This is a genomic window from Chitinophaga skermanii (assembly GCF_003259335.1).
Classification (GTDB): domain Bacteria; phylum Bacteroidota; class Bacteroidia; order Chitinophagales; family Chitinophagaceae; genus Chitinophaga; species Chitinophaga skermanii.
This window is the reverse complement of sequence record NZ_QLLL01000001.1, coordinates 59,407-81,969: the sequence shown is the minus strand read 5'-3', so window position 1 is coordinate 81,969 and position 22,563 is coordinate 59,407. Positions and strand designations below refer to the sequence as shown.

Here is a 22,563-nt window from a genome sequence, read left to right as displayed (position 1 = left end):
TCGATGCCAGGGCTTAAAACGCTGTGTTTACAAATAGGGTTGCGCGCATCCAATGTCAACACAATCCTGTTTACATATCAATCTTAGTGTGTAAAAATAATCCTTTTTGGCCGAACTGGTTAGCGCTGTATTCAATCCGGAGGCAAGTATCATAAAAAGAAACAATATCTAACCCAATACCACCCGTATACAAAAACCGCTCGTTTAAGAAACTATTACCGGGGAATTTATTGTAACTATAACCGCCATCGGCATAGGCCTTCCCATATATTCTGAAGGGTACTGAACGGAATTTTTTCGGAATAAGTGGAAGATGCACATTGAATGACAATAGTTCGTAACGCAACGTTGTTTTCGCAATGGCAAAGTTTGTTCCGTCTACTACGTAGTATTCCAACCCACGAAGATAATCTTCATTATACCCCATTCCTTTCATCATAAAATAGGGTTGATCTGAAGGGAACCTTGCTTGTACACGAGCTCCCACAGCTGCATACCACTTCTTTTGTAATTGCCAATATTGAGTAGCCTTTACCCGGAGCTTAGTATATTTCACATCGGCCAAACCAAAAAAACCGGCCTGTGCTATTTCTCCTTGGAAAGATGTTCCTTTAAGCGGGTATATCCAACTATCGGCATCTATGTAATTAAAGCGGTATAATAGCTCTAAGTATTTCGCCTTCGTACGGCCATCTCCCAAGTAGCTGGGGTTACGCTTTGCGATCGTATCGGCAACCGATTCTGTATTATACGATAACCATACTTGGTGCCGGGCATTGATGGCTGGGCGGAAGGAATAAGTAAGCGCAAAGAGTGATACCTCCCGTAAGAATTCATCCTGGCGGAAGAATACCTGCTTGTTCAAATTGGTACTATCATTGATTTCCCTGCTACGACTATACGAGACAAGGAAACCCACCCCGTGCCGTAATTTTTTATCGATGTAAGGCAGTGTGTATCCTAGCAATACTTTTTGCGTATAGCCAACTTGTACTTCCATGGAAAGCTTATCACCTCTACCTGTTAAATTATCTTGAAACCCACGTACGCCAAGGTTTACACGGTTTAAACTTCTTTTCTGATCTACCCACCACACATTGAAATTCCGATCCGCTAACTTAAAAACGGGTAAGGCAATGGTATACCAGCGCTCGGCCACATCCACCACAAAATCGGCTTGGTTCCCTTCCCAGTTACGAATATTTGTATTAACAGCTAAGAATAGGGAAGTATTGAGCACCTGTTTACGGGCTGCCTCGAGGGTATTAGCGAGATCCTTGTAATAAATGGTATCGCCGGGTTGGATACGAACTTCTCTTTGGATGATGGAGGGCCGGGTTTTCTTATTCCCTTCTACTATTACCTTTTTAATGATAATATACGGTTCACTTCCAGTAGGAACAACCGTATCCTGCTGCTGCGCAAACGCCGGCAACGTAAAAAGCAGGCACAAAAGTGCTATGAAAAAAGTGAATCTTTTAACCAAATTGAACAGTGTAATGTAGGAACGTGAGTAGCTAAAATAGGGAATATTAAGAGGAAACCGCTACATGCTGATGTAATTCATGAACAAATCGTAGTTCTTTTTCAGCAAGTCTTCTTCCATTTCTTCGGTGAAGAGATGTTTGATGGTATAGTTGAATCGCTCGAAAGTGGCTACTAACGAGTTTAATTCTATACGGTTTGTTTTAAGCGTTACATCCAGTTTACCGGTAGCTGGGTTACTATAAGTATTCACAGCCAATAAAGTAACATCGTTCGATTCCGCGATTCGCGCAATCTCGCTCAAACTGTAATCGCGAGGACCTACTTCCAATACAATAATACCGCCGGCCTCTTTTGCTGCATTCATCTGTGCTAAAGCCGCGATAAGATTATCTTTTGTGGCTACACCAAGATACTCACCTTCGCGGGTGATAACCGGTAATACACACAATTTAAATTCGAAGAACAACTTCAACGCATCGAAGATATGAGCGTTTTCGTTGATAGAAGGTTTGAAGTTATTAGGAGCGCTTTCAAGTTTCAAGTCGGTATCTTCCCAGTCGAGCACATCATCTTCTTCCACAAGGGCAAGGTACTTACCATCTACAACAAGCGGCAATTGGGATATGTGATACTCATTCATGAGTTTCAGCGCTTGTGAGCCTGTATCCCCTGGAAGCATGACCGGTACAATTGATGATATGAGTTCCTTTGCCAACATAAGCCTAAATTCTTTTACAATAATAACAAAGAATATTCCAACCGCTACTAAAATTAAATAAATAAGTAGGTTAATTGTTCGTTATGTGCAAATCTCTTACCAAAGTTACGGGTAGGTACAGCAAAAGTGTGGCAGTGCTTAAAACAAGAAAGCCGCATCTATAGGTAGATACGGCTTCTGTTAATTCGTTTAGACAACAGTATAGGTTGCGAAAAAATTATTTAATTCGTTCTAAGAAGTCGTGAAGAATTTTATTGAATTCACCCGGCACCTCCATCATTGGCGCATGGCCACATTTGTCGATAAAGTGAAGTTCTGAATTCGGGATGAGTCTTTTGAACTCTTCGCCTACCATTGGAGGTGTGATAGTATCATTATTACCCCAGATTAAGCAGGTAGGCACTTTAATTTCGGTAAGCTCTTCACCAAGGTTATGGCGGATAGCAGATTTTGCGAGTGCAATTATCTTAATCACTTTCAAGCGATTGCTGGTGATCTCGAAAATTTCATCTACTAATTCTTTCGTGGCCATTGCTGGATCGTAGAAAGTAAGCGCAGCTTTATTTTTGATGTATTCGTAGTCACCACGTTTTGGGTAAGTTTCGCCCATTCCATTTTCGAAAAGACCGGAGCTACCTGTAAGGATGAGTGATTTTATTCTTTCGGGGTGTTTAAGTATGTAAACGATACCGACGTGACCGCCCAAGGAGTTACCTAGCAAGTGAACATTCTGATAGTCGCGGGCTTCAATAAACTTGTGCACAAATTTCGCCAAACCACCTACGGAAGTATCCAGGATATTCAAATCATATAAAGGCAACATAGGCACTACCACCTTATTGTACTGTCTGAAGTATTCGATCAAGTCTTTGAAGTTGCTCAAAGCGCCGAATAGCCCATGCAATAATACAAGTGGTTCGCCTTCTCCTTCTTCAATAAAATTAAACTTGCCCTGTGTTTTAATTTCGTAATCCATTGCCTAAGTTAAGAGTCAATTTTGCGCTAAAATAATTCTTTTTATTAATTCAAATAATCTTTGAACAGAATGCGTCATGCAGGAATTTGCTTAGCCACATGTTCGAAGAAACTTTGAAGCGTGCCGAACATATCGCGAAAAATAGGCATCCAACTGCCACAGGTATTGATAACCGTTGGACCCAATTGCTCGATATGCGGGTAAATGACAGATTGCAGTTTTACTTCGGGAGACAGCCAGTACATTTGATTGGCCATCCAGAGGAGTACACTGTAAACGATGGTGAATAATAAAGTGTATAATAAAATGCCACCTAATTTATTCACCCACCCCATCAAGCCAATTTCCACCACTTTTTCTAAAAAGGTAGCTCCCAATCGAACCAATAAGGCCACGCCGATAAAAACCACGACAAAGGCTACCATTGGCCACCAACGGGAGGGATAACCCGAATGATGTTGAAGGTAATCGGCCGCGGCTGCACTCAGTTTAAGCGCTGCCGCAAGCCCAAATATCACCGCTAAAAAGGAAAATACTGCTACTATTAAGCCGCGTGTATATCCTTTGTAGATGGCAAAAGCCACAATGATGGCGAATATGATATCTATATGCATAAACTGTAGATCGATCGTTCGCCTACATTGCTCAAACTATTAACTATTTGGCTAATAATTCTTTTACAATGGTAGAAACTAATTTACCATCCGCTTTCCCCGCCAATTCTTTCGTAGCTACACCCATTACTTTACCCATATCTGCAGGCGAACTAGCACCCACTTGAGCAATATAACCGGCAATTAAACCACGTAATTCAGCTTCATCCAATTGCTTTGGCAAGAATTTCTCAATCACCACCAATTCCTCTTCCTCTTTCTGTGCCAAATCAGCACGGTTCTGCTGGCGGAAAATTTCCAATGAATCCTTTCTTTGCTTCGCTAACTTCTGCAATAATTTAACTTCATCCGCTTCCGTTAACTCGCCATTAGCACCATCGGCGGTTTTCGCCAACAATACGGCAGCTTTAATGGCTCTCAAGGCTCTTAATTCCGCTTCTTGCTTTGCAAGCATCGCAGTCTTAATGGCTCCATTTATTGTTAATTCTAATGACATACAGTGTGTTTTTAAAAAAGCACGGCTTTAAAATTGAATAATTAATACCAGTTTATGAAATTTTACCAAGTATTATTATAAACCTTTCTGACCAGCTTCGGCTTCTTCCTGTTTCAATTTATCCTGGAACTTCTTGTAGAACTGGTTAGCAAACTGCTTCAAATCCTCGGCCATATCGTGGTACGGTGTAGCACGCTTATAGGTATCCGCCATGGTCATCATGGTTTGGAAGAAGAAATCTGCCATCTCGTCTACCATCATCGACTTTGTCCAAAGGTCGATGCGTAACGCGGTTTTATCGGCACCATCCCAAAAAGCTAACATCATAGCCTTCGCTTGGTTCAACCTTTCGCTACCTTCCTCTGCACTCCATTCCAATTTTTCAGGAACTCGTTGGTCATCCAACGTAACTTTTATCTCGATATTCGATGTCTTTCCCATTTTCTCAATTTTGAAGGGCAAAAATAAGGTTTTGTCCACAGGGTTACTAATCCCTTAACTTTCAATTAATGCCGAAATGGCTTCCGCCACCTTATCCCAGCCATGGTAGCCACTTGTAGAAGGCAACTGCTGCAATAAGCGGGTTCTCAACTGCTCATCCTTGTACATAAACCCGATCTTCTCCGCCAATTCTGTTACCTCGCCCGCATGTACCCGTAAGCTCGATTGACCCACTACTTCGTGCCCCGCACTCTCATCTACCACCACGCTTGGCACCTCGGCCATTACGGCACGGTAGAGTGGGAGGGCCATCCCATCTTGCGAAGGTATATGCACCATGGCATAAGCCCCGCCTATGATTTCATTCAATTCTGCCTGGCCTACCGACTCAATGATATTCACTGAATCCCGGAATTTATATGTTTTTAATGATTCGGCAATGTCAGCACCTTGCGTGTTAAAACTCCCTACCATTATCAATTTCATGTTCGAACGCATCCTTTTCTTAAAGGCAGAAAAAGCTTTCAGTAAAGGAATGATGTTGTTGCGGGGGGAAATACTTCCCTGGAACACAAAATATTCTGATCCACCGGCATATTGCTGCTTCGCAGCTACCCTAGCATCCCAATCCAACGGCTTCAAGGTTAAATCATCCAAACCCGGTTGCAACACATGTACCTTATCGGCCAAAGCAGGGAAATGATCCAGTACTTGCTGCTGCATATACTTAGAAAATACGACGATGGCTTTATACTGTGCTAAGTATTTCTTCGCGGCGGCCGTTTTCAGCAGGCCTGTATGCTGCATCAACACCAATACCGCGGGTTGTTTCAGTTGTTTTAACGGCAACAGCTCATCAATACTCACTAAAGCATCCGTTTGTGCCGACTTCAACGCTTTGGGCCAATGCCAAGTGTTGCGCCAGTATTTAGCAAACCGGCTATCGTCGTTACCTTTTACCTGTTGAATTTGCAGGTTTGCTGGCATGTTAATAGCAGGTGTAAAATGTTTCCCTACATATGCTGTAACAGCATCATTGGGATGTAGTTGCGCCAATTCGCGCAATATATACGAAGCTGCCAAACCAGAGTCGGCCAGCGAATCGTGTATTAACAAGGGTGCATGTACGGCAATACGCATTATAAAAATTTCAGTTCTCGCTTCATACAAAATATCGGCGCAAAACTAGTTTAAAATGCCGTAATAGACAGCCCCTTTACATAAACTTCGTGAATAGTTACCGTAGATCCTTATTGAACCTTGTTCCAAACCCCGAAATGGAATGTTACCTTATTCGTAGGCTTACTCACCGATGAAACGATGACCGTAATGTTGGTAAGACGTAGGCTCGCCAGGTCGATGAGTGTAATGTCCGTGTTTGCATTCGATGTTGTAATGGCCGGGTTTTGCGGCACATTTGTATCTGCAGGTGTTAGCAGGGCACTTACTTCTATTTTCACGCCTTGGGGCGGCATTTTCGAAGTTACTTTTACCGCGAAGGGTAGCGTTGTTCCTTGTGCTGCATTCATCTCGCTATCCACGATCACCCCTTCTAATTTTACCGCTAAGTCTTCTTCCGCACCTACAGGCTTCGGATCATTCTTCTTGCCACCGCAAGCAGCGGCCAATAAAAGGATTAAGCAAGCTAGGAGCTTCGTTAAGATAGGTTTTACCGGCATAGTAGGGTTTTTCTTCGCTCTAAAATTATATATTTTATTTATTCGTGCAAATTAATTCATCCTATAGTTTTCCCTTCACATCCATGGCATCCCGTAAACCATTACCCAATAAGTTGAAAGCCAATACCAATATCATAATTGCCACGCCTGGGGCTAGGGCTAATAAAGGGTTATGGGTGATGATGAAGTTATAATTCTCTTTAATCATTAACCCCCATGAAGGCTGAGGAGGCTGTACCCCAACACCCAAAAAACTCAAACCCGCTTCCACTACAATGGCCGTTGCAAAGTTACTCGCCGCTATAACCACCACGGGCCCCAAAATATTCGGTAAAATATGCTTTACAATAGTACGTCGATGGCTATAACCCAAGGCGCGGGTAGCCTCCACAAATTGTAATTCCCTTATACCTAATACCTGCCCCCTGATAATCCGCGCCACGCTTACCCACATAGTTAAACCCACTGCTATAAATACCTGCCAAAAGCCTTTACCCAAGGCCAACGTAATAGCAAATACCAATAACAAGGTAGGTACCGCCCAAATAACGTTAATAAACCACATCACCAACTCGTCGATCCAACCACGGAAATACCCGGCAATAGCACCCAAGAATATCCCGATCGACAATGAAATCAATACCGCGATACTTCCCACGCTTAAGCTAACCCGCGTACCTACAATTAAACGACTCAATATATCCCGCCCAAACTTATCGCTACCTAACCAGTACGTAAATGGCTGAATGCGTTCTGCTACAGCGGCTTGTAATAGGGTAGTATCGGTTTGTACGGCTTCAGTAGAGCCGTAGAGTATTTGTGATAGGGGTAGTTTTTCGGTAGCCGACAGCGTTTCATCGATGTATTTTTCGATCACAAGCTGGTGGCCTTCAAAATGATACTGTCGAATGGGTATCCAGGTATCCGGCGACTCCTTTCCGTTCAATAGGAATTGGAAGAAATTAGGCGACTCGATGTCACGCGATTTTTTTACGGCTAACATGTTAACTGTAAAACCGGGCTTCTGGCCGCTTACCTCTAAAATCATACGGTTGGCATTGGGTGTATTATCCGGTGCTATACAATATGCAAAAATAGCCACTAGGATACTGCACACAATAACAACCAAACCCGCTATAGCAGCTTTGTTGCGGCGAAGGCGTTTCCACGCACGCGTGGTAAAAGAAGCATCGGAATTGGGTTGTTGCATGTATGATTGTTTCCTCGAAAAGTTCCAAGTTATAAAAAAAGTACTAGTTATTGTTTCATCCTATTTCGCCCAATTACACAAACGTGTGTTCCCTTCCTAAAAAAAATGCATTTTCTTCACAAAAAGCATTTAATTTTCATGTGAGTTTTAATGTTATATATAATAACCTATTGCCGATCATCTCACCACTGAATCGCTGTAAATCCTTAGCAGTGTTGATTATTAGACTCTCAAGCACTATATGAAAGTGTTTTTTTGTCTATGCTTTTTTTAGTAAATTATAGAAGACACAGTATTTCCAACGTTGCCATCGAACGTTCGTATAACCTTTTGCCAATTCGTTAACCATTAAACTATAGTACTATGCCATCGATCCAACTACCGGAGATCTATTGCCCGTTTCCGACTAAAATCAGTCGTTACGCACAAGAAGCTGAAATGCATACCACTGAGTGGGTACGCGCATTTGGGCTGGTTAATTCTGAAAAAGCCTGGGCTAAATTCAAGCGGGCTCGGTTCGCCGCTTTGTCTGCCCGCGCTTTTCCTACGGCCGATAAAGAAGAAGTATTTATCGCCGCAGATTTCAACACCTGGCTGTTCATGCTAGATGATCAAAATGACGAAGCCAAGTTCGGCAAAACCGATTTTCTAGACATGATCATCCACATCATCACCAACATCCTCCAAGGGAAACCCGTTTCCACTTCCCCCGAAGGTGAAAGCCTGGCGGCTAGCTTTAGCGATTTAATCGAACGCATGGAACCCATCAGTACACCTGGATGGCGCGAACGTTTCGCCCAAAGCATGACCGATTACTTGCGCGCCTGTAGCTGGGAAGGAGAGAATAGGGTAGCCGGCAGAACGCCCACTGTTGCAGATTACATTGCACAACGCCCTTACACAGGCGCATTGTATTGCGACATTGAACTAATCGAAGTTTTAGAGAAAATCTATTTACCAGATTCAGTTCGTTTACATCCCGATGTGCAACAACTTGCACTTAGTTGTAACAACGTTGTCTGTTGGGCTAACGATCTATTTTCATTCGCCAAAGAAAGCAAACACGGCGATGTACACAACTTGGTACTCGCTCTTAAACATGAACGCAATTACAGCCTAGAAGAAGCCATCGCAGAAACAGCGAAAATGCATGATGAAGAAGTCCAAAAATTCATCAACCTCAGTCTCCACCTACCTAATTTCGGTCCCGCTCTTAATATCGAGCTAGAACGCTACATCACCATCTTGCGCTCTTGGATGCGCGCAAATCTTGACTGGAGTTTTGGTGATACCGCCCGGTATGCCATGAACATTAAGGAAGTTGCCAACGGTAAATGGGCACTTTCTACAGCAGATAGTGAGGAGTTCGTTTAGTCGATAACGTTATATCATGATTTTTTTCTTGTAAAGAGTTGCGGCGGGTGAATGTAAGAAAACAATAGCCCGCTGCAATTTCTATTTTACGGTTCGGCCCTTCCATTGGTAACTACCGAATTTACCCAGCCAACCGGCTACAATAACGTATAAAATATGAAACGGCTGCCCCGGGATAAACCACTTTAATAGGTGTGATTGTGAAAAGAATTTAGCCACTGGTGATAAGAAATACAACTCTACCAAAATCTTCAATATCATTAGTCCTCCTAACCATAACCACAAAGCCGGCATAAATAAAGCCGCTACGAATAGCACCAATAAACTTACATTCCAGAAATACACCAACGCCAATACCTGCGTAATACGCTTGTCTTCATATTTATCAGCTTTCGACGACCACCGGATGCGTTGATTCATAAAACCTTTGATTGTATCTACCGGCAAAGTGCGTACTATAGCATCTTTATTCTTAAGGTAGAGTACGCCTTTAGGATATGCGTGGAAAATTTTATACATCAACAACATATCGTCCCCGGAAGCAATCATATCAATCCCCAAAAATCCACCAACCTCGTCAAAGGCAGCACGCTCGTAGGCAAGGTTTGCGCCATTACACATGGTGCCACTTTGCAGGTATGCCATAGCACCTGTAATGCCTTGCATGGTCATGAAATCGAGCGATTGGAATGTTTTAAAGAAGTTATCTTCTTGGAAGAACGATACCGGTGCCGCAATAAATTTCGGTTGTTGGTCTTCATAAAATGCAACAATCGTTTCCAACCACAATGGTCCCATTACACAATCGGCATCGGTGGTAACAATTAGCGCACCTGTCGATTCTTTGATCGCCAATTCAATGGCTTTCTTCTTGTAAGAATTGAGTCGCTCATTTTTACTGAGCCTGTCAGATAGCTTAATCAGCTTTACATTTTCCGCGGGATGGGATAAAACTAGCTGAGCCGTTTCGTCTTCCGAAAAATCATCAATCACAATCACTTCAAACAAATGCGAAGGATACGATTGTGCATGAATAGCATCGAGCAACGGGGTAATATTACCCGCTTCGTCGCGTGCTGGAATAATAACACTCACCGTAGTGTTATACGGTGTAATGCGGTACTTAGGCGTAAAAAAACTGAGTTTGCGCCAACCATAACTATAGGTCAGCATCAAAATGACGTATAAAAAAGCCAGTCCCAGCGTAATGATCAACAACACCTTCATGAAAGAGCGTTTATAAATTTTGTTTTACCATGAGCGCTAATTCTTCGCTCAACAATTGATGACCTTTATCGAGCACAACTATTTTACATGGGAAAGTGCCGTCCGCAAATTTCTGGCCAAGAATTGGAGGAATTACACGGTCGTACTTACCGAAAAAGAGTAACGTTTGAATCTTTCGCTGTGCCAATAATTGCTTGCAATGTTTCCGGTTGGGCATCATATGCCGTAAGCAAGTCCATACTTTGTACACGAGTTCTCGCTTTGCGAGGTTGTTCATGTTGTATAAAACAAACTTATACACGCTTTCATTAATCATATGCCATTTCCGCAAAACAGTAAGCAAACGGAAGAAAAACGCGGGATGGTACGTGTTATATTTAAAGATATGGTTTCCCCAGCGGGTTTGCGTGGCAATCATATGCCAGGGGTTATTCTTCAACCCGTCGGGTGCCACTAAAATTAAACGGTTGACCTTGGTGGCTAACTTTTCTATGACACAAAGCGACACTCGGCCTCCCATGCTATAACCCATTAAAGAGAACGTTTGTTGGCCGAACTGCGCCAATATTTTTTCTATCCAATCAATTACATCCGCTTTTTCAAGCGGGCGCTCCTCTCTCCATACCGTATTGCCATGCAAAGGCAAATCGATGGCTACCACCGTAAACACATCCCCTAAACCCTTAGCAATCACATCGAAATGCTTGGCACTTTCGCCGAAACCATGGAAACAAATGAGCAGCTCGGGCCCTTTTCCGTGGTGGATTACGTGAATTTTACTGGTTAAATATGAGAGAAAAAATGATTCCATAGAAATTTAACAAAAGCAATGTTAATCAACTTTTGCCATATGCGCCAATATCATTAAATTACAAATAGACTAAAAACATCCAAAGATGCAGACAGCGGTAAATAATACTACAGCCTTAAAAGGGGCGGAATTCCTGGTGAAAAACAGTGATCCAAAAGAGGTGTTTATTCCCGAGGATTTTTCTGAAGAACAATTGATGATCAAGGAAATGGCAGAACAGTTTGTAACGAAAGAAGTGACGCCAGTACTTGACCGCATCGATAAATTAGAAGAAGGACTCATGCCTTCCCTTTTAGATAAAGCAGGAGAACAAGGCCTATTAGGCGCTTCGTTTCCAGAGGAATATGGTGGATTAGGCAAAGACTTTATCACCGCAACCCTCATCAATGAAGCATTAGGATCTGGTCATTCCTTCTCAGTCGCCATGGCAGCGCATACCGGTATCGGTTCATTGCCTATTCTATACTTCGGTACAGAAGAGCAGAAACAAAAATACATTCCCAAATTAGCCAGCGGCGAAATGAAAGGCGCCTATGCATTAACTGAACCCGATAGCGGTTCCGACGCTTTAAGTGCCAAAACCACGGCGAAACTTTCTGCAGATGGTAAACACTATATCATCAACGGGCAAAAATGCTGGATCACCAACTCCGGCTTTGCCGATGTATTCACCGTGTTTGCAAAAATCGATGGCGATAAATTCACCGGCTTCATCGTTGATAAAGATACGCCTGGTTTTACCCTCGGTGCAGAAGAACATAAAATGGGTATCAAAGGCTCTTCTACCCGCCAAATCTACTTCCAAGATGCACAAGTACCTGTAGAAAATGTACTCGGCGAAATTGGTAAAGGCCACCTAATTGCATTTAATATCTTGAACATCGGTCGCTTGAAACTTTGCGCAGCTGCACTCGGTGGCGCTAAAAAAGCATTCGACACCACTGTTCAATATGCCAATACACGCGTTCAATTCAAACAACCCATCGCTAACTTCGGTGCAATCAAACACAAGATTGCTGAAATGGCCATCAGGATGTGGGTATGTGAATCCGCGTTATACCGCACAGCACAATTGATCGATAATAAAGAACAAGAATTAGTTGCTGCCGGTAAAGCATTCAACGAAGCCCTACTCGGTGCCGCGGAAGAATACGCCGTAGAGTGCGCGATCTTGAAAGTAAACGGTTCTGAAGTATTAGACTTTGTGGTAGATGAAGGCGTACAAATACACGGTGGTAACGGCTTCAGTGATGAATACGTAATCTCGAAAGCTTACCGCGATTCTAGGATCAATAGGATCTTCGAAGGCACAAACGAAATCAACCGTTTATTAACGCTCGATATGACGTTAAAACGCGCCATGAAAGGTAAAATCGATTTGATGAATCCTGCCATGAACGTGATGAAAGAATTAATGAGTATTCCCGATTTCGGTTCAGATGATGAAGGTGCTTTCGCAAAAGAATTGAAATACATCGATAACTTCAAGAAAGCTATTCTCATGACAGCCGGTGCTGCTGCTCAGAAGTTAATGATGCAGTTAGAATCTGAACAAGAAATCCTCATGGATATTGCAGATATGGCGATTGAAACCTTTGTAGCAGAAAGCGCCTTATTACGTGTTATCAAGTTGCAGGCAGCGAAAGGGGAAGCAGCCACTGCGTTACATGCAGATATTGTGCGTACATACATCACAGATGCAGCAGATCGTATCAACAAATCAGGTAAAGATGCGATCAATGGCTTCGCAGAAGGGGATGAGCAACGCATGATGTTATTGGGCCTGAAACGTTTTACCAAGGTAGAACCTTTCAACACGAAAGATGCGCGTAGAAGAGTTGCCGACAAATTAATCGCGGATAATAAGTATAGTTTCTAACTCAGCACACTTACCATTTATCAATAATAGCATCCAGTAAGCGTACAGGCTTACTGGATGCTTTGTTTTTTAGGGAAGGCTGGCTCTCTTTATAAACACATCCGGCGGCAGTTCCTCAATAATTGCTTTATATAAACATTAGATGGTTTTAGCGCTCTTTTGAGTCAACCTTGTCTTTGCTAAGTTCTTACTTTGAGTAAGTCGGTAAATTCCTTGGAATAGCCTATCAATACTGGGTATCACGTTAGAATACGTTTGGAAAACACCCGGTAAAGCCATGTTTTAGCCGGGAACCATTCGGCCAATACGGTGAAATGCCATGGGAAATACGAAGGGCAAGTAAGGATTTGCTTATTGGAGTGTTGAAGACAGTAGAGGCCTTCCTGGTAACTAGGCATTACAACCTCATTCATACCGCCACTAACCTATTCCACTACAGGTTCATACAAATGCAATATAAGGCACTTTTCAGCCCTAAATTCATCACTTCTATTCATGCCCAAAGCAAGAACAACAACCCTCGTTGAGGCGCAAAAAAAAGGTTATTAGAGCATGCAGTATTTTTACACGTACATTGTTGATTAAAACAACACACTCCTCAATAGGAAAGGAAATATTAACACTTTGCCTAGGTAAAGAATTACCTAAGGCAAAGTGTTAGTACTAGCCAAAAAATTATACGATTATTTGTAGTAGTATTTTTCAGTCCTTTGAATCTTTCCCACAAATGATACATACCGCATTATTATGGGTAATCCAGTGATAGGATCATATTCTAATTCATGCGTACTTCCATATCCTTCACCTAGCCTTGTTCTCACAATATTATTCTTACACGGGAATTGATTGCCAGAATTGAAGAAATCATACCTAGAAAAAGCGAAGCGTGATTTCTGTTGAATAAGCGTAAATGGATTGATGTGATTATCGTAGGAATAAGTCCAGTTACCGACTGAGTAATTATCATCATACGCACTACGTGATATTTGATCTGCTGCAACAATATTACCATTAACAATCGTATGTATATATTCGTACATTGGCTTATTGTTAAAGGGCGACAATACTAATGCTTCAATCTTCTTTATCACGCCATCTTTATCATAAAAAAGCCGTACGTTTTCCATACCGATGGTTCCTTCTCCACGTATAAAATCTATGCTCCCGTCATTATTGTAGATGTATTTAATACTATCTCTATATGGAGTAGGACTATAGTTGAAACTAAGTAATGCTTTAGTTTCTATTAGGCGGTCTTTCTTATCGTATAAATAAGTAAGCACAGATGAATACCGGTCTTCAGCTACATAGTCATAATGATAACGCTTTACTAATTTCCCTGCCCGATCGTATACCATGCTATCAGTGGTTTGATCGTAATTGTCTTTGATAAGAACTAATTGGGACTTAGTTGGAAACCTTGGATCGATTGGCTTTGTACAACTAGCCAATAGTAAGATCAATAAGGGGATAAAATATTTCATGGTGGGTAATTATTGGATTAAACAATTATTTATAAATATATTCCGCATAGAAGGTAACCGTTGTATCTCCTGCAGCTACAGATCCAGCTTTAGCGGTTAGCGGGTAGCCTAATTGTGGATGATAAGTATACCACGATTGGACAAACCTATCATAATAAGCACCCACTTCATGACGCGACAATGCATTATTCTTCGTATTCACCATATTGTATTCACTCGCTGCATCGTAGAATGTAAATGCAATAGGATTCTTCTTATGTAATTCGAAGAATGGATTGGGTTGATTATCGTATTGAATAGTCACATCCTCATCAAAAAAGAAGTTACCATCATTGGGATTATAAAATCGTTCTTTATAGGATACGATGTTCTTGTTAACGACTTGGTTTGTTAATATATACTTTGGCTGATCACCTGTAGCAACGCTATCTATAGATATGGCTTGCGTTATTACACCGTTTTGATCGTAGCTAACGTACATATCAACAATCATCCAATTGTAATTACGCAATACAGATACTGTTTGATTCGCATTGTATACATACCTAATAGTATCGTAATAACTATTATTCACCGTGTAATCGGGGTTTAAAGACAATGCGGCAGACATCGTAACGCGCCCTTGTGCATCGAATGTGTAATAATGCCCAGTAATGTCGCTTGCGTGATAAGTGCCGAAATGGAAACGGCGTACTAGTTTGCCAGAAAGATCATACACAAGGCTATCGACTACATCGCCTTGTTGGTTTTTAATGAGGGCTAAACGCGGTGATCGGCCGGGGAAATTGGTATAGTCGGGTTTAGAGCAGGCTACTATCAATAGCAGGCTGTATGCGAGTAAAATGTATTTCATGTTAATAGGGGGTTTAAGGATTGTAAAAATACAACCCATATTATTACATATATCGCATCACAATTTTTGACATATCAATATTTATCATTTAACATTCCCTTCACTACATATCACCTTCTTTACCAACCTTCTTTCTTTTCCCCCAAAAATAAACCTGGCAGTTTCCCAACAAAAACACGTAAAACTACTTGGTTATAAAAACACGTGATAACATGCAGCCTAGCATCCTCAAAATATTTTATACTCCGCTCCAGAAATTGAGCGCGATTTTTGTTTATATAGGCAATCAGCCTTCTTGCTGCTGAATATTTCCTCTTTTATTCCTACCGAAATGCATGGATCACAAGTATTTAATCTATAATTTTAAGCATCGGTAAATTTATGTTCATGAGAAAGATCCTTTGGAAATGCGTAGCTATGGTGATATTAGCAAGCTTTATCACGCAGGCTTATGCACAGCAGAAGCCTTATATTCGTTTAACACAGCCCTCCAGGACTAGTTCCTCGGTGGGCACCACGCGGCAATACATCGTGGGCAGCACTTGCATTGGATGCTCTCTTACGCTCAACAACACCCCCCAAAAGGTTTACCCAACAGGCGCATTCGCCATCGAAGTAGCTTTGAATGAAGGCGCAAATAATTTCACTTTAACGTCTACAGATTCGGCCGGAACATACACCGATAAAACCGTTTCTTTCACATACACTAAAGCACAACCCGCTACGCCGGTTTCCACGCTAACGATCGCCTCCATCCAAACCATCCCGGATGGCGACCAAATACTCGCACCCGGCGATCTCATCAAGTTCAAAGTAAAAGCACTACCTGGCGGCATCGTTAGGGTAGGGAACAAGCTACAATTAGCTGAACTCCCCGTAAATAAAAGCAATAGCATGCCCGGGATTTACCAAGGCACCTACATGGTTACCTGCAACGATCCCGTACTCACAGGCGGCACTATACCCGTTACACTCGAAAAGAACGGGCAAACTGTTACACGTAATACCAGCAACAAGTTTTCGGTTCTCAATACACTTGATCAACCGCTTATTGGTAAAGCCACCGGCGAATTACCCTACCTAAAATATGGCCTCGGCGACGATCGCCTAGGTGGTGCCAAAGTAGGATATATCGATTCTGCCGTTTTACTTAACATCGTGGGCAAAGCTGGCGACGATTATAAAGTACGCCTCTCGAAAAGCTTTACAGCCTATATTCCAGCCAGCCAAGTAGAGCTAATGCCAGCCGGCACTTTCATTCCTAGCTCCAACACAGGCTCCTGGCGTGTATTCGGCGACGAGAAATACGATTATGTTACGGTTCAGTTGCAGCAACGCTTGCCCTTCCGTTCCTTCCAACAAATCAACCCTTCGAAAATAATGGTCGACATATACGGCGCTACCAGCAATACCAACTGGATCTCCCAGCTGGAAAACGCCGAGGAAATTAAAGACGTTTACTACGAACAAGTAGAAGACGACGTATTCCGCGTGATCATCGAACTAAAACACAATCAACACTGGGGTCACCAAGTATACTACAACGGCAGCATGCTTACCATCCGCGTAAAACGCCCCCCTGCACAAAAAACATTGAAAGATCTCACGATCGCTGTTGATGCCGGCCACGGTGGTTCAAACCCCGGCTCGCAAGGACCAACAGGTATTTACGAGAAAGACATGACCCTCTTAATCGCCAAAGATGTACAAAACATCCTGCAAGCCGAAGGCGCCAAAGTACTCATGACCCGCGTAAACGACTCCTACGTAGATAACACCTACCGCATCGCCTATTACCGCGAACGCGATCCCGATTTACTTGTTAGCATCCACCTCAACTCTAGCGCCGATCCCATACGTATTTCCGGCACCAGCACATACTACAGGCATATTGGGTTCAAAGATTTAAGCAAAGCCATCAATAAACGCATGCTCGGCCTCGGCTTAAACGAGTTTGGGAATATAGGTAGCTTCAATTTTGCCTTAAATGCACCTACCGAATACCCAAACGCCCTCGTAGAAACACTTTTTATCAGCAACCCGGAAGATGAAATGAAAGTGCTCGACCCTGCCTTCCGAGAGCAAATGGCGCAGTCGATCGTCGCTGGTATCAAAGATTTCCTCGTTTCTGCGAACTAGGGCGCCACTTGTCATAATACCTTCATCTATCAACCTAATCCCCACTACGCGAGTGGATTTACGTATATTTGCTTTCCTTTTTCAGCAAGAAAGCAGGATATTTGACAACGCTTTCAGCCCCCTTATACATCAAAAACAACGCAACTATTGAGATGGCGGGCTTTTAGCGGGTTTATATTTCAATTTTTATTACAATGGGAGAATTAATACAAGAATTTAACGACTATAGAGCCAAGATGAACGATGTGATTCTCGGCAAGCAAAACAAGGTGATCAACCGTTTATTCAATCTCGATACCAATTGTTATGCAGAAGGCGCTTTAAGTACTAAAACAAAGGAAATGTTAGGTCTCGTAGCATCTATGGTGTTACGTTGCGACGATTGTATCAAATACCACCTCGGTAAAGCGCACGAACAAGGCGTTACAACGGAAGAGATGTACGAAATCTTCGCCGTGGCTAACATCGTTGGCGGTACCATCGTGATCCCGCACACACGCCGCGCTGCAGAATATTGGGAAGAATTGATCGCCCAATAAGCCGGTTTTCCCAACCGAAAAGGGGCCCCTACAAATTGTAGACATAACTTTTGTGTATACCACATAACCAATTATGCCAACATTGTACTGCCCGATGTCGTAACTTTACATTCAATAAATTATTACAATGTCAACGGCCACAATAACTCCCCAGCCATTAACGGCAAAAGACTTCTCAACGGACCAAGAGGTACGTTGGTGTCCAGGCTGCGGCGACTACTCTATATTAAAGCAAGTACAAACGATTATGCCCGGTTTGGGTATCCCGAAAGAAAACATCGTGATTGTTTCGGGTATCGGTTGCTCTTCTCGCTTCCCATATTACATGAACACTTACGGTATGCACAGTATTCACGGCCGTGCAACCGCGATCGCTTCCGGTTTGAAAGCTGCACGCCCAGAATTGAGCGTGTGGATCGTAACAGGCGATGGCGACGGTTTGTCGATCGGTGGTAACCACACCATTCACTTACTCCGCCGTAACTTCGATGTAAACATTATGCTGTTCAATAACCAAATCTATGGTTTAACGAAAGGACAGTATTCTCCAACTTCTGAACCTAACAAGGTAACGAAATCGACCCCTATGGGTAGTATCGATCACCCATTCAACCCGATGGCATTGGCATTAGGAGCCGACGCAACTTTCATCGCGCGTAGTATGGATCGTGATCCGAAACACCTCCAAGAGATGTTGAAACGAAGCCACGCCCACAAAGGTGCTAGCTTCCTGGAAATCTACCAGAACTGTAACATCTTCAACGACGGTGCTTTCGAAGCTTTCACCGAAAAAGGTACAAAAGCCAACGAAACCATTACACTCGAACAAGGTCAACCGTTGATCTTCGGTGCCAATAAAGATAAAGGTATCTTCCTAGATGGTTTAAAACCAATCGTAGTAGACCTTACAGCCGGTACACATACTGCCGACGATCTTTGGAAACACGACGAGCAAGATTTCTATAAAGCGCAAATCTTAACCCGTATGTTCGACGATCCACGTATCGAAGGACACTTGCCACGACCTTTCGGCGTGTTCTACCAAGCCTTCCGTCCAACTTACGAGGATGTAATGAGCGCTCAACTCACCGAAGCCTTAGCAAAACGCGGCGCAGGCGATCTTGATAAATTATTAGCAGGTAACGAAACTTGGACCATCAGGTAATTCGCACCTTTCAACGCATAAAAAACGCCCTCTTATCGCTTAGATAAGAGGGCGTTTTATTTATATGTTGTAATGAACTTCCTTGTTTAATATTCGTGCTGCCTCTACTTCGTAGAGATCGCGCATGGGATGATTAGTGCTTCATAAGGCCTTCTGGGTTGAACCATACAGAGTATAGCAATACCAAGCCAAATATGATTAAACAGATCCCAGAAATGCGGTTTAACCATTCTACGTTTGTTAACGTCAACTTATGGCGAATCTTGTCTGATACGAATACTTTCAAAATATCGGCAGATAATACTACCAGCAAACAAGTAATATACATCACGGCGCGGTAGCTTACAGGCATAGGCGCATGTGCAATACAGATACCTAACCAGAATACAATTACACCTGGATTCAACGTGTTCATGAGAAACCCTGCGATCCAGATTTTTGCATAGTCACTGGTTTTAAACATTTCGGGGCGCTCATCGCCGGTAACAATTTTTACTTGTTTGAATAAGAGTCCATAAATACCCATCCCAACCAGCAGAATGCCCCCGCCAATACCAATGGCTTTCGTATGCTGACCAAGGTTGCCAACGAATGCGGATGCCAAATTTCCCATTAAAATAAACATCGTATCGCTGAACGAAACGCCCAACGCAAAGGTAATACCGGCCTTAAAACCGTTATTAATACTGTATTTGATAATAGCAAAAATTACCGGTCCAACGGAAACCGATAAAAAGATGCCTAATCCTAAACCTTGAATAATCGCTGCCCACATGTGCTAAAATTCCGTAATTCTTTTGGAGTGTTAAAGTTAAATGATAATCACATGATTAAAAACCCTATAAATAAAAATGGGTAACCGGTTCTAAAGTTACCCATCTTTATCAATTATCAATGCTTTTTGCTACAATGCGAATAAATATCGTACAGCCACTACGCGTTAGTGTTAATGGCTTTCTTTGCTACAAAGTTTTCCCAGTCTTTCAATTTCTCTCCTTTCATTACACGTGGGAACTTATTCATCGCACCTTCTTTTCCTTTGAAACGGAGGTACTCGATGAATGTGTCGTTTGGTAATACTTCTACGAAAATCTCTTTCAGCGCCGATGTTCTTTCTACCGCGTAATCGTCGTTTACTTCCGCAAGGGTTTGGTCGATGATTTCACGAATCTTTGCTATATCGGGGTTCACAGCATCGGTACCAATGTACCAACGGTGTGCGAACAAGTTCTCGTAAGGGAATCCTGCCACGGTGAATTCCTTAATGGTAATACCCATTTTCTTCTGAACCGTGTCGATCGCCTTGTTCATATTGTCGATACTCATGTGTTCACCACATAAGCTAAGGAATTGCTTCGTTCTACCTACGATCACGATTTCGTGCTCCTTCACAGAAGTGAATTTCACTACATCGCCAATCAAATAGCGCCATGCACCGGCACAAGTGCTAAGCATAACAGCGTATTCTTGGTCTTCTACTACTTCGTGGATCATGTACGACTTAGGGTTCGCTTTTACTTCCCCTTCTGCATCGAAGTTTTCTTCATTGAAAGGAATGAATTCGTAGAAGATACCGGCATTTAACACCAATTTGATGCCTTTTACATTCGGGCGTGCTTGGAAACCAAACGAGCCTTCAGACGCCATGTACGTTTCAATAAAAGTGATAGGTTTGCCCAATAACTTTTGGAAACTTTCACGGTAGGGTTCGAATGATACACCACCGTGGATATAAATAGCCAAGTTTGGCCAAATTTCATGGATATTCTTAACGCCGTGGTATTTAATCACTTCTTCGAAAACAATTTGTACCCATGCAGGTACACCACAAACAGTTGCCACGTCCCACTGTGGCGCTTTGCGCACGATGAGGCGAATACGTTGTTCCCAGTTTGTTTTCTTCGAAATGTTACCACCTGGTTTGTAGAAGCGACGGAACCATTTAGGGATATTCTTGGCTTGGATACCGCTCATATCACCCTCATAGTAATCGCCACGCTCATACAAGGAAGTAGTACCGCCTAACATCAAAATTCCTTTCTCGAAGCTTTTCGGTGGAATATTGAAGTTAGCCATCGAGTACAGTTGCTTTACGCCCACTTTCTTCACTGTTTTGAGCATATCGCGTGTAACAGGAATATGTTTGCTGGCGCTTTCGGAAGTACCGGAGCTAAGAGCGAAATATTTGATTTTTTCAGGCCAGCTAACGTTAGGAGTACCCTCCAAACACTTATGCCACCACTCTGTATGCATTTTATTGTAGTTGTGCACAGGAATGGATTGCCTGTATTGAGTTACCCAGTTGGTGCTGCCCAATATTTTCTCGAAACCATAATGCTCACCAAACTGCGTATGCTTGGCTTTTTCAAGTAAGCGACGGAGTACTTGTACTTGATATTGGCGAGGCGTCCCTAATTTAAACGTAAACTTTTTTCGAATGCGCAGGGATCTTGATACTAGATTACCAAAAATGGCCATTAATTCTTTTCCTTATTTAAGTTGCAAAAATAGGCAATATCTAGGTATAAAATCGGTTTCCTGCCTACCACTTATATAAAGTCGCATTAACGTGTTACATAACGATTACTTAGGTTATATAGCGGTTTGGGTATGATGATGAGAAATGAACCCTCATTTCCCCACCACGCCCGCTTTACAGCTAACTCGCTACGAAACCGAATTTCATTTACCTTTGCTGCATGTTAAAACAAACGTTACTGAAAGCTACACAGGCGGGCGCTAAGGTTTTACAGCATTATTTCGATGGAGAATTCGAAGTAACCAGCAAAGACACCATCAATAACCTTGTAACCGAAGCCGATAAAAAGGCCGAAGCTGCTATTATTGAAGTGATCCGCGAAGATTACCCCAGTCATTTCATCCTTTCCGAAGAAGTAGGTGAAATTAAAACGGATTCTAATGTAAAATGGATCATCGACCCCATCGACGGTACCGTAAACTTCGCACACGGCATTCCAATTTGCTGCGTATCTATCGGGGTAGAGCAAGATGGTGAACTAATTCTAGGTGCAGTTTACAACCCGTTTATGAACGAATTCTTCTTCGCCCAGAAAGGTTTTGGCGCTACGTTGAATGATAAAATCATCCACGTATCCAAAAAGCAAGACCTTGCCAGTGCATGCCTAGTAACGGGTTTTCCTTACAAATGGGAAACCATGCCGAACGACCCTGTTCGTGTATTTGAACGTTTTATTCACCACGGTAACCCCGTTCGTAGGCTCGGCTCTGCTGCGCTCGACCTTTGCTGGGTTGCTTGCGGCAGGTTCGATGGCTTCTGGGAACACAACCTACAAGCATGGGACGCCGCTGCCGGGTACCTAATCGTAAAAGAAGCAGGCGGTATGGTAACAGATTTTAGCGGTACGGAATACTCCGTTTACCAAAAACAACTACTGGCCACCAACGGCACTATCCATAGCGATATGCTCAAAGTGATTAACCAGCAATAA

General features: G+C 42.7%; 21 protein-coding genes. 6 read left to right on the top strand and 15 right to left on the bottom strand.

Annotation, left to right across the window (positions count from 1 at the left end; genetic code table 11):
• Positions 1-70 precede the first annotated feature (70 nt).
• The 9 genes from LX64_RS00375 to LX64_RS00335 form a co-directional block, all read right to left on the bottom strand.
• Entirely contained in the window at positions 71-1,486 is a 1,416-nt protein-coding gene (locus LX64_RS00375; protein ID WP_111595627.1) for a BamA/TamA family outer membrane protein, read from the bottom strand.
• Positions 1,487-1,546: 60 nt separating this feature from the next.
• On the bottom strand, positions 1,547-2,206 hold the full coding sequence (locus tag LX64_RS00370; protein ID WP_111595626.1) for a CBS domain-containing protein: 660 nt from the start codon (positions 2,204-2,206) through the stop codon (positions 1,547-1,549).
• 217 nt (positions 2,207-2,423) lie between these two features.
• A complete protein-coding gene (locus LX64_RS00365; RefSeq protein WP_111595625.1) occupies positions 2,424-3,182 on the bottom strand; it encodes an alpha/beta fold hydrolase in 759 nt (252 codons plus the stop codon).
• Positions 3,183-3,256: 74 nt separating this feature from the next.
• Positions 3,257-3,796, bottom strand: coding sequence for a CvpA family protein (locus LX64_RS00360; RefSeq protein ID WP_111595624.1), 540 nt, complete (start codon positions 3,794-3,796; stop codon positions 3,257-3,259).
• Positions 3,797-3,839: 43 nt separating this feature from the next.
• Positions 3,840-4,292: a GatB/YqeY domain-containing protein gene (locus tag LX64_RS00355; RefSeq protein WP_111595623.1), complete on the bottom strand. Its 453-nt coding sequence runs from the start codon at positions 4,290-4,292 to the stop codon at positions 3,840-3,842.
• 75 nt (positions 4,293-4,367) lie between these two features.
• Entirely contained in the window at positions 4,368-4,733 is a 366-nt protein-coding gene (gene gldC, locus LX64_RS00350; protein ID WP_111595622.1) for a gliding motility protein GldC, read from the bottom strand.
• A gap of 54 nt (positions 4,734-4,787) precedes the next feature.
• Positions 4,788-5,873 carry a glycosyltransferase gene (locus LX64_RS00345; RefSeq protein WP_111595621.1) on the bottom strand — a complete coding sequence of 362 codons (1,086 nt, stop codon included), beginning with the start codon at positions 5,871-5,873 and terminating at the stop codon, positions 4,788-4,790.
• A gap of 110 nt (positions 5,874-5,983) precedes the next feature.
• Positions 5,984-6,412: a hypothetical protein gene (locus LX64_RS00340; protein ID WP_111595620.1), complete on the bottom strand. Its 429-nt coding sequence runs from the start codon at positions 6,410-6,412 to the stop codon at positions 5,984-5,986.
• Positions 6,413-6,473: 61 nt separating this feature from the next.
• Complete coding sequence (locus LX64_RS00335) at positions 6,474-7,622, bottom strand: ABC transporter permease (RefSeq protein ID WP_111595619.1); 1,149 nt, start codon at positions 7,620-7,622, stop codon at positions 6,474-6,476.
• 363 nt (positions 7,623-7,985) lie between these two features.
• Between LX64_RS00335 and LX64_RS00330 the strand changes: the two genes are divergently transcribed.
• Positions 7,986-8,996: a terpene synthase family protein gene (locus tag LX64_RS00330; protein WP_111595618.1), complete on the top strand. Its 1,011-nt coding sequence runs from the start codon at positions 7,986-7,988 to the stop codon at positions 8,994-8,996.
• Between the two features lie 81 nt (positions 8,997-9,077).
• Here the strand turns inward: LX64_RS00330 and LX64_RS00325 are convergent, their stop codons facing one another.
• Together LX64_RS00325 and LX64_RS00320 are read right to left on the bottom strand one after the other, a co-directional pair.
• Positions 9,078-10,223 carry a glycosyltransferase gene (locus tag LX64_RS00325; RefSeq protein WP_111595617.1) on the bottom strand — a complete coding sequence of 382 codons (1,146 nt, stop codon included), beginning with the start codon at positions 10,221-10,223 and terminating at the stop codon, positions 9,078-9,080.
• A 10-nt stretch (positions 10,224-10,233) separates the two neighbouring features.
• The gene (locus LX64_RS00320) at positions 10,234-11,034 is read right to left on the bottom strand and encodes an alpha/beta fold hydrolase (protein ID WP_111595616.1); all 801 of its coding nucleotides are present in this window, start codon (positions 11,032-11,034) and stop codon (positions 10,234-10,236) included.
• 85 nt (positions 11,035-11,119) lie between these two features.
• On the opposite strand from LX64_RS00320, the gene LX64_RS00315 reads away from it, so the two are divergent.
• Positions 11,120-12,913, top strand: coding sequence for an acyl-CoA dehydrogenase family protein (locus tag LX64_RS00315; RefSeq protein ID WP_111595615.1), 1,794 nt, complete (start codon positions 11,120-11,122; stop codon positions 12,911-12,913).
• A 683-nt stretch (positions 12,914-13,596) separates the two neighbouring features.
• Here LX64_RS00315 and LX64_RS00310 read toward each other — a convergent pair.
• Together LX64_RS00310 and LX64_RS00305 are read right to left on the bottom strand one after the other, a co-directional pair.
• A complete protein-coding gene (locus tag LX64_RS00310) occupies positions 13,597-14,397 on the bottom strand; it encodes a hypothetical protein (RefSeq protein ID WP_111595614.1) in 801 nt (266 codons plus the stop codon).
• Positions 14,398-14,422: 25 nt separating this feature from the next.
• Entirely contained in the window at positions 14,423-15,250 is an 828-nt protein-coding gene (locus tag LX64_RS00305) for a DUF3833 domain-containing protein (protein WP_148707142.1), read from the bottom strand.
• A gap of 387 nt (positions 15,251-15,637) precedes the next feature.
• Between LX64_RS00305 and LX64_RS00300 the strand changes: the two genes are divergently transcribed.
• The 3 genes from LX64_RS00300 (at position 15,638) to LX64_RS00290 (ending at position 19,093) form a co-directional block, all read left to right on the top strand.
• The gene (locus LX64_RS00300) at positions 15,638-17,389 is read left to right on the top strand and encodes an N-acetylmuramoyl-L-alanine amidase (protein ID WP_158538483.1); all 1,752 of its coding nucleotides are present in this window, start codon (positions 15,638-15,640) and stop codon (positions 17,387-17,389) included.
• A gap of 194 nt (positions 17,390-17,583) precedes the next feature.
• The gene (locus LX64_RS00295) at positions 17,584-17,928 is read left to right on the top strand and encodes a carboxymuconolactone decarboxylase family protein (RefSeq protein WP_111595611.1); all 345 of its coding nucleotides are present in this window, start codon (positions 17,584-17,586) and stop codon (positions 17,926-17,928) included.
• A 127-nt stretch (positions 17,929-18,055) separates the two neighbouring features.
• A complete protein-coding gene (locus LX64_RS00290) occupies positions 18,056-19,093 on the top strand; it encodes a 2-oxoacid:ferredoxin oxidoreductase subunit beta (protein WP_111595610.1) in 1,038 nt (345 codons plus the stop codon).
• A gap of 133 nt (positions 19,094-19,226) precedes the next feature.
• Here the strand turns inward: LX64_RS00290 and LX64_RS00285 are convergent, their stop codons facing one another.
• Together LX64_RS00285 and LX64_RS00280 are read right to left on the bottom strand one after the other, a co-directional pair.
• Positions 19,227-19,868, bottom strand: a complete 642-nt coding sequence (locus LX64_RS00285; protein ID WP_111595609.1) for a LysE family translocator — start codon at positions 19,866-19,868, stop codon at positions 19,227-19,229.
• 158 nt (positions 19,869-20,026) lie between these two features.
• The gene (locus LX64_RS00280) at positions 20,027-21,571 is read right to left on the bottom strand and encodes a GH3 family domain-containing protein (RefSeq protein WP_111595608.1); all 1,545 of its coding nucleotides are present in this window, start codon (positions 21,569-21,571) and stop codon (positions 20,027-20,029) included.
• A 221-nt stretch (positions 21,572-21,792) separates the two neighbouring features.
• On the opposite strand from LX64_RS00280, the gene LX64_RS00275 reads away from it, so the two are divergent.
• Complete coding sequence (locus LX64_RS00275) at positions 21,793-22,563, top strand: inositol monophosphatase family protein (protein ID WP_111595607.1); 771 nt, start codon at positions 21,793-21,795, stop codon at positions 22,561-22,563.

Coding starts and splice junctions, on each gene's coding strand:
- LX64_RS00370 (WP_111595626.1), bottom strand. CDS start 2,206: ATGTTGGCAAAGGAACTCATATCATCAATTGTACCGGTCATGCTTCCA.
- LX64_RS00365 (WP_111595625.1), bottom strand. CDS start 3,182: ATGGATTACGAAATTAAAACACAGGGCAAGTTTAATTTTATTGAAGAA.
- LX64_RS00360 (WP_111595624.1), bottom strand. CDS start 3,796: ATGCATATAGATATCATATTCGCCATCATTGTGGCTTTTGCCATCTAC.
- LX64_RS00355 (WP_111595623.1), bottom strand. CDS start 4,292: ATGTCATTAGAATTAACAATAAATGGAGCCATTAAGACTGCGATGCTT.
- gldC (WP_111595622.1), bottom strand. CDS start 4,733: ATGGGAAAGACATCGAATATCGAGATAAAAGTTACGTTGGATGACCAA.
- LX64_RS00345 (WP_111595621.1), bottom strand. CDS start 5,873: ATGCGTATTGCCGTACATGCACCCTTGTTAATACACGATTCGCTGGCC.
- LX64_RS00340 (WP_111595620.1), bottom strand. CDS start 6,412: ATGCCGGTAAAACCTATCTTAACGAAGCTCCTAGCTTGCTTAATCCTT.
- LX64_RS00335 (WP_111595619.1), bottom strand. CDS start 7,622: ATGCAACAACCCAATTCCGATGCTTCTTTTACCACGCGTGCGTGGAAA.
- LX64_RS00330 (WP_111595618.1), top strand. CDS start 7,986: ATGCCATCGATCCAACTACCGGAGATCTATTGCCCGTTTCCGACTAAA.
- LX64_RS00325 (WP_111595617.1), bottom strand. CDS start 10,223: ATGAAGGTGTTGTTGATCATTACGCTGGGACTGGCTTTTTTATACGTC.
- LX64_RS00320 (WP_111595616.1), bottom strand. CDS start 11,034: ATGGAATCATTTTTTCTCTCATATTTAACCAGTAAAATTCACGTAATC.
- LX64_RS00315 (WP_111595615.1), top strand. CDS start 11,120: ATGCAGACAGCGGTAAATAATACTACAGCCTTAAAAGGGGCGGAATTC.
- LX64_RS00310 (WP_111595614.1), bottom strand. CDS start 14,397: ATGAAATATTTTATCCCCTTATTGATCTTACTATTGGCTAGTTGTACA.
- LX64_RS00305 (WP_148707142.1), bottom strand. CDS start 15,250: ATGAAATACATTTTACTCGCATACAGCCTGCTATTGATAGTAGCCTGC.
- LX64_RS00300 (WP_158538483.1), top strand. CDS start 15,638: ATGAGAAAGATCCTTTGGAAATGCGTAGCTATGGTGATATTAGCAAGC.
- LX64_RS00295 (WP_111595611.1), top strand. CDS start 17,584: ATGGGAGAATTAATACAAGAATTTAACGACTATAGAGCCAAGATGAAC.
- LX64_RS00290 (WP_111595610.1), top strand. CDS start 18,056: ATGTCAACGGCCACAATAACTCCCCAGCCATTAACGGCAAAAGACTTC.
- LX64_RS00285 (WP_111595609.1), bottom strand. CDS start 19,868: ATGTGGGCAGCGATTATTCAAGGTTTAGGATTAGGCATCTTTTTATCG.
- LX64_RS00280 (WP_111595608.1), bottom strand. CDS start 21,571: ATGGCCATTTTTGGTAATCTAGTATCAAGATCCCTGCGCATTCGAAAA.
- LX64_RS00275 (WP_111595607.1), top strand. CDS start 21,793: ATGTTAAAACAAACGTTACTGAAAGCTACACAGGCGGGCGCTAAGGTT.